The sequence below is a fragment of the Kitasatospora sp. NPDC057965 genome (assembly GCF_042887135.1).
In the GTDB taxonomy this organism is placed as follows: domain Bacteria; phylum Actinomycetota; class Actinomycetes; order Streptomycetales; family Streptomycetaceae; genus Kitasatospora.
This window is the reverse complement of the sequence record NZ_JBHVPZ010000044.1, coordinates 43,696-50,239: the sequence shown is the minus strand read 5'-3', so window position 1 is coordinate 50,239 and position 6,544 is coordinate 43,696. Positions and strand designations below refer to the sequence as shown.

Below are 6,544 nucleotides of genomic sequence, written 5' to 3'. Positions count from 1 at the left end.
GGCCGCTCCCGAGGCGGGCTGACCACCAAGGTCCACCTCGCCGTCGACGGCCGGGGCCTGCCGCTGTCGATCGTGCTCACCCCGGGCAACGTCAACGACGCCACCGCGTTCGCCGAGGTCCTGGACGGGATCCGCGTCCCACGAGCCACAACAGGTCGCCCGCGCACAACACCGTTGCGGGTGCTGGGCGACAAGGCCTACTCCAGCAGGGCGATCCGGCATCTGCTGCGGCGTCGGGGCATCGCTGCCACAATCCCCGAACGCCGCGACCAGGTGGCCAACCGCCGACGCCGCGGGCGCCTCGGCGGCCGGCCGCCCGCCTTCGACGAGGAGATCTACCGCAAGCGGAACGTGGTCGAACGATGCTTCGCCCGCCTCAAGCAGTTCCGCGCGATCGCCACCAGGTTCGACAAGCTCGCCGACCGCTACCGCGCCGGAGTCGTCCTGGCCTCCCTGATCCTCTGGCTCCGCGAACCGACCAGATGATCATTTGTCAGACACGCCTTAGTTGGGCCGACGATCTGCTGAATAGCCAGAGAAAGAATATCTGGCAATATTCAACTTTGACGGATGGCGTGTGGATTTGGCCGAGCGATCTAGCGTACTACGTGAGGACCTATCACGCGGCATTGCCTGAAGAATTCCTGGATCACATGGCCTCTCGCGAGTGGGTCGCGCCTGAGCTAGACGATGCGGAATTGGATGCAATATGTGAGCGGCTGGAAGCGCAGGGCGGTGCAGCATAGGAAGTAGATTCAGTGTTATTCGGGAGCTTGCGACAAGGCCTCGAAGAACGCGAAGCTAGAAACGCGATCGGCGCGCCGGCGAAGCTGGCGCGCCGATCGCATGTTGCCCCACATGTGCTATGTGCTGGCAGGCGCCACCCCGGTCCTGGTGCACAATTGCGAAGACCCAATTGAGGCAATTGAGTCTGTTGCGGATGACCTTGCCGGAAAGAAGATCACTACCGGTCAGGTAATTGATGGCGAAGGCGCAAAGGTCGGCCCGACGGTATCCAGCGGAGAAGAAGGATCCTGGTCAAATATTGCATCGTTCCTTCAGTCTTCAGGACTGCGGCATCCACCCAACGGAGAACCATTTCCAGCCGCATCCCATGTCGAACCCGGAGCAGCTCAGGTGACGGGCGATCGCCTCCAGCAACGCCGGCCGCTTGCCTTGCAGCCGGCGGTGTCTACGGGCCGGGCCATTCGGGGTCGTGGGAAGGGAAGCGGTCGAGGTCGCAGACGGTTTCGGAGTTGGCCTGGCAGTGGGCGGTGGGCCAGTACGGGGACTCGCACGGGCCCGGGTCGACGGGTGTGCCGTCGGTGGGCAGCAGACGTTCGCAGTACTCGCAGCACAGGGCGGCCTGTACGCCGCCCTCCTGCAGGCTCCTGAGAGCGGCCACGGCCACTCCGAACGGGAGCTCGGCCAGGGCGGTGACGGGTGCGCTGGCCAGGAGCTTGCGGCTCTGCCACAGGCTCAGGCCGGTGACCATTCGGATCGCCCTCAGCGCTCCCGGCCCGCTGTAGGCCGCCCCCGTCAGGACCACCCTGAACTCCGGATCCTCCACGGACTTCCTCCCCGGCTGACGTTGCACCGTGAGCCAGTCAACCCCCTGCCGCCGGAACCGGTGCTGGACCATCCTGCGCGCTCACCGGACCAGACCGCCAGGCCCTGCCCGTTGACCCGGCCTCACCAGGGCGCGGGGCCACTGTGGTGGTGTCGGGCGATCGCCTCCAGCAGGGCCTGCCGCGCGCCCCACAGCCGGCCCTGATCGGCGGCCAGGGCGTCGGCCGCCCACATCGGCATCGGTCGCCCGAGCGCCGCCTCGTTCAGCGCCTTCGCCAGCGCGGTGTCGGCCTGCTTCCAGTCCTCCAGCTGCCGCATCAGGCTCCGCACGAAGACGTCGACGGCCCCGGCCGGCTCCTGGCCGTCCTGGCCGTCCTGGCCGTCCTGGCGGGCCTCCTGGGCCACCTCGCCCAGCGCGTCCTCGTCCAGGTCGTCGAACACGGCCTCCCACCGCGCGGCCACCAGTCGCTGATGGCCGGCCAGCACGCTCTGCAGCTCGTCGTCGACCGACTCGCGGGACCAGGGAAGCGGGGACCGCGGCGCCCGGCCCACGACGGCGAAGGCCCGGCCGGCGACGCCCGGCGCCAACCCGGCGCCGCGCCGCGGGCGGGGCGTGGAAGTGCTGCTCACCCGCGCTCCAACGTCGCCGAGCCCACGTTCGTCACCCCGAGCCGCCAACCCGGCGTGCCCAAGGCCTGCCGGGCCCGGCGAGGCGAATGATCCCGCCGCGGATCCCCGGGGTGCCCGGGGGGCCTTTCACCATGGGACGAAGCATCTCATCCGGAACCGGCGAGGCCCGCCGGATGAACCGGCGGGCCGTCGGGTTGGGCCGGGATCGACGGTCGGTGGTTCAGCTTGCCGTTTGACGTTCCAGCCGTGGCGCGGGGAGCGACCGGCCAGTGGGTCTTCGCGCCAGTCGCCCGTGACATCCTATGGCGGTGCTACTGACGGGCAACGAACACAGTGTTGAGCTGCGGCCTGTGGGCTACCAGTTCTCCGCGACGAGCGGTGACTCCTACGACGACAATTGGCTCGTCATCGGTGGCAGAGTGACGGCTCCCGACGGTAGTTGGTCCTTCAGCGATCCGGTCCTGCTGACCGACGAGGGGCGGCGGTTGTCCCGTTGGTTGCGGGCTGCAGCCCGGGGAAGGGTCGCTGTGGCCCAGCAGGACAGGGAGGGCGGGTGGTCGCCGTCCTTGACGTTCATCGAACCGGTGCTGGCCTTCAGTCTGGTCGGTCGAACCGACGGGGCCGTGAGGGTTCGCGTCCATCTGTCGCTTGAGGCCTCGCCGCCATGGCGGCCGGACACCGAGGGTGACCTGGCCCCGTATGAGGTCGAGATCGAGCTCACCGAGGCTGAGCTGCTGCGTGCAGCCGATGAATGGGACCGTGAGTTGCTGGCCTTCCCCGTTCGTTGACCGCATCAGCCGGTACGGCGGGGCTTGGTCCCCGTCTTGTGGTGGGCGGGGCGACTGTAGGCCTCGCCGGTCGGATCCGTGGATCGCGATCATCTCGGGAGCCGGCTGTCGGTATCCGGGCGGGCGCAGCGTCTACGCGCCCAGCCCGGTGTCGGGCCGGTGGGTGTGGCAGGAAGACGTGCCCTGGGAAGCTCTCCGAGCGGAGGTCGGCAGCGCGGGGTCGAGCCGGGCGTGCGGCGTTTATGGCTGTTCGGCTGCCGGCTTCCGATCGCGGCCCTGCTCCGTCTCTTCGACCGTGGTGGTAGTGCTTTCTTCGGCGGGCAGCGGGTCGGCGGCAGCGTCGTGGTCGTTGTCGGGTTCCTGGTCCGGCTTCGGGTTCCGGCGCTCCAGCTGCTGGTCCTCTTTCGCGGTGTTCTGTTCGACGGGCAGTAGGTCGGCGGTGAGCAGGGGGAGGCCGAGTCGGTGGGCTGCGGCCGCGCACAGCGCGTCCGGCATCGTCAGGCCGACGCCGGCGTCGGCCTGGGCGGTGAATTCCAGGGCGAGGGCGGTGTCGGCGCGGCCGGGCGGCTTCGCCCGCTCGTCGGCGACTCGCTGCTCGGAGATCCCGTAACCGGAACCGCCGACCGATACGACCTCGGCCGCGGCTTGGCGGTGTAGTTCCTCGTCTTGGGCGCGCAGGTGGAGGGCCTGCGCCCGCGGCGGCTGGATCTGCGCGGTGTGGTCGCCGACGCGCCGCCGCAAGCCGTCGACGTCGGCTACCGCCTGGTGCTCGTCGGCCTGGCTGGCGTAGTCGGCGGCGGCCCGGAATCTGCGTAGTTGAACGGATGCGCAGCGTATGGTGGTGCCGGGGGTGCCGGTGCGGCGGGTGCTGTACCGGGCGTGGCTCTGGGGGGAGATTCCGTTGGCGGACGTCAACGTCGTTCTGCAGGAACTGCATGCGTCGGCACAGGTGGCGAAGGGGCTCGCGGAGGAGCTCCGTGCTCCGGTCCAGGCCGCGCTGACCTCGGCCACGACGGTGAGTGGTCAGCTCGCCGGCTGGTCCGTCGCCGGCCCGCTGGGGCATCTGGGCAGCAGCTGGAGTGCGCCGCTTGCGGCGCTTCAGCAGCGGATCGTTGCGACGGGAACCAATCTCGATGCCAATTCCGCTGCTCACAGCGACACCGATCAGGCGGCGGCCGGCGTCTGGGGCCAGCAGGGGGCGAAGCAGTGAACGGCCTCTACGAGCTGCTGGTGAAGTTCGATCCGGAAGGGCTGCGCGGGGTCGCGAGGAACTGGAAGGCCTTGGCGCACGCGGTGGAGACGGTGGGTTCACGTCATCGCAGTCAGGTGAACGGGCCCCTGCACCGGGAGTGGAAGGGGGCCGATGCCCAGGCGGCGTTCCCGTTCATGGCGCGCACCGAGCAGCAGCTGGACGTCGTCCGGGTGGAGGCGGAGGCGGTGGCGCTGACGCTGAACACGGTCGCCGACCGGATCTACCAGGCGCAGACGAATCTGACAAACGCGGTGCGGCGGGCGCAGGACTGCGGCCTGACGGTGTCGGCCGGGGGGAGGGTGGACCTTGCGCCGGAGGAGCCGGGGGACCGCAACGATCCGGACGCCCAGGCCGCCCGTCGCAATCTCATGGGTCTCAGGGCCGGCTACCAGGCCAGGATCGACCAGGCGCTGAAGGAAGCCGAGGCGGCGAGCAACCAGGGCCAGATCGCCCTCGGGCGCTTGGGCGGGGAGGTTCTGAGCGGCGAGCGGGTGAACGGGGCCGTCGCAGAGACGCGTGGTGATGTCACGGCGGTGATGAATGACCTGGGTCTGGCCGAGTCCTACATCCCGGACGGTAAGGACCCCGGGAAGAACGCCGAGTGGTGGAAGGGCCTGACGCCCGGCCAGCAGGAGACCTTCCTCGCCCTGGACGCGGCCAGGATCGGAAGCCTGGACGGCCTGCCGTCGACTGTCCGGGACGAGGCCAACCGGCTCGTGCTCGACCAGAAGCTCGATGCCCTGCAGGCCGGCACCGCGGCATCGTTCGGCCTGGACCAGGCGGCGTTCGACAAGCGCAAGGCGGCACTGGCCGAGATCAAGAAGAAACTGGAGGACACCGCCGACGCGAGGGACGAGGCGCACCAGATGTTCCTCCTCGGCATCGACCCCGAGGCCTACGGCGGGGACGGGCGCGCCATCGTCTCCACCGGCAACCCGGACAAGGCCGCCCACACCTCCGTCTTCGTTCCCGGGACCAACACCGCCGGGCGTCCCTGGGCAGATCGACCACATCCGCAAGCTCCAGAGCTACGCCGGCCGGTACGCGAAGGAAGGCGAGGCCGTCGCCGTGATCTCCTACCTCGGCTACGACACACCGGAGAGCATCCCGAAAGCGGCGAATCCCATGCGCGGCCTCGACGCCGCCGACGACATGCGCCGCTTCTCCGACGGACTCAGGGTCGCGCACGGCGAGCCGAAGACCCATCTCAGCTACATCGCTCACAGCTACGGCAGCTTCGCTGTCGGCGTCGCCGACAGCGAGAAGGGCGGCCTCCAGGCCGACGACATCGTGACCCTCGGCAGCCCCATGGTCCTGGGCGTCACAACCCCCTGCCTGAAGCCCCCGACCGCACCGACCACCTCTGCCCCGTAGCCCCGTCACCTTCCCTCCATGAGCTGACCAGGACAGTCAGCTGAGCCACAGGCCCGGCATCCGAGAATCCACGGCGTACGAAGGCCACAACGGGTACCCGCGAACGGTCCGCATCCGGGTCCGGCGGGCGAGGGCCAGAATGGCGGCACGGACATCCTCGGTCGCCACGCGCAGTTGCTTGATCAGTTCCGGGGCGCGCGCTTCATCGACCCTGCCCGGCCACCACGGCACGGCGGCGTCGACGTCCTACATCGACCAGGGGCCGGGTCCCTGGCGGATCCACTGGGCCTGGGGCCACGGCGGCCGCGACGGCGGCCCGGTCACCGGGCTGCGGGTGGGCCCGAACCTGCAGGCCGGGGCGTCGGAGGGCGGGTCGACCGGGCTGGGACAGGGGCTGTCCCAGCCCTGTCCCACCCCGTGTCTCAGGTGTCCGATTCCACCCGTTTCGCTTGGACAGTCCCAGCCGTTTTCCCTGGTAGTGGCGCTCCGCGCTTGGGCGGGGACAGGTGCTGGGGCACCCGGCTCGGGCGGTTACTGTCCTCTGCCACGTGACCTTGACCGATTGACAGGTGACCTTGACGTCTCAATCGCGTCCGGCAGGGGGTTGGGCATCCTGCCCCCGAACAAGTTCTTCAAGCGCTGCCACCCGGGTCCGCAGCTCCTCCAGCTCTTGGTCCAAGCGCGGCGAGACAGGGCCGAACCGGGACTTGCGGGGCGCCCCCGGCAACGGCTCTCCTCCTGGACGGTGGACGAGGCCGAGGTGGGTCGCCAGGCGCCTGAACGGTGAAGGAGCAGGAGTATTGGTCACCACGGCAAGGTACAAGGACTTGTTCGACCAGACTGCGGCAGGTAGCCGATCAGCCTCGTCCTCTGACAGGCGATCGTGATCGATTGTCAAGTGATCTTGACCGGTTGAAGGTGCGCTACCGCC

6 protein-coding genes and 1 pseudogene are annotated in these 6,544 nt (G+C 69.2%); 4 read left to right on the top strand and 3 right to left on the bottom strand.

Annotation, left to right across the window (positions count from 1 at the left end; all coding sequences use genetic code 11):
- Positions 1-508 (top strand): annotated as a pseudogene (locus ACFVVU_RS36265) (IS5 family transposase); the annotation flags it as partial.
- 684 nt (positions 509-1,192) lie between these two features.
- Here ACFVVU_RS36265 and ACFVVU_RS36260 read toward each other — a convergent pair.
- Entirely contained in the window at positions 1,193-1,570 is a 378-nt protein-coding gene (locus ACFVVU_RS36260; RefSeq protein WP_387794107.1) for a hypothetical protein, read from the bottom strand.
- 122 nt (positions 1,571-1,692) lie between these two features.
- Positions 1,693-2,199 (bottom strand): hypothetical protein, encoded by a 507-nt coding sequence (locus ACFVVU_RS36255; RefSeq protein ID WP_387794106.1) that lies wholly within the window; start codon positions 2,197-2,199, stop codon positions 1,693-1,695.
- 308 nt (positions 2,200-2,507) lie between these two features.
- Between ACFVVU_RS36255 and ACFVVU_RS36250 the strand changes: the two genes are divergently transcribed.
- On the top strand, positions 2,508-2,987 hold the full coding sequence (locus ACFVVU_RS36250) for a hypothetical protein (protein WP_387794105.1): 480 nt from the start codon (positions 2,508-2,510) through the stop codon (positions 2,985-2,987).
- A 240-nt stretch (positions 2,988-3,227) separates the two neighbouring features.
- Here the strand turns inward: ACFVVU_RS36250 and ACFVVU_RS36245 are convergent, their stop codons facing one another.
- Entirely contained in the window at positions 3,228-3,902 is a 675-nt protein-coding gene (locus ACFVVU_RS36245; RefSeq protein ID WP_387794104.1) for a hypothetical protein, read from the bottom strand.
- Here ACFVVU_RS36245 and ACFVVU_RS36240 point away from each other — a divergent pair.
- Both ACFVVU_RS36240 and ACFVVU_RS36235 read left to right on the top strand, forming a co-directional pair.
- Positions 3,889-4,197, top strand: coding sequence for a hypothetical protein (locus ACFVVU_RS36240; protein WP_387794103.1), 309 nt, complete (start codon positions 3,889-3,891; stop codon positions 4,195-4,197). The two genes, ACFVVU_RS36245 and ACFVVU_RS36240, sit on opposite strands and share 14 nt — an antisense overlap.
- Before the next feature lie 777 nt (positions 4,198-4,974).
- Positions 4,975-5,613 (top strand): alpha/beta hydrolase, encoded by a 639-nt coding sequence (locus ACFVVU_RS36235; protein ID WP_387794102.1) that lies wholly within the window; start codon positions 4,975-4,977, stop codon positions 5,611-5,613.
- The last annotated feature ends 931 nt before the right edge of the window (positions 5,614-6,544 follow it).

Excerpts from the sequence above, each read along its gene's own strand:
- ACFVVU_RS36235 (WP_387794102.1), top strand. The coding sequence starts at position 4,975 with ATGCCCTGCAGGCCGGCACCGCGGCATCGTTCGGCCTGGACCAGGCGG.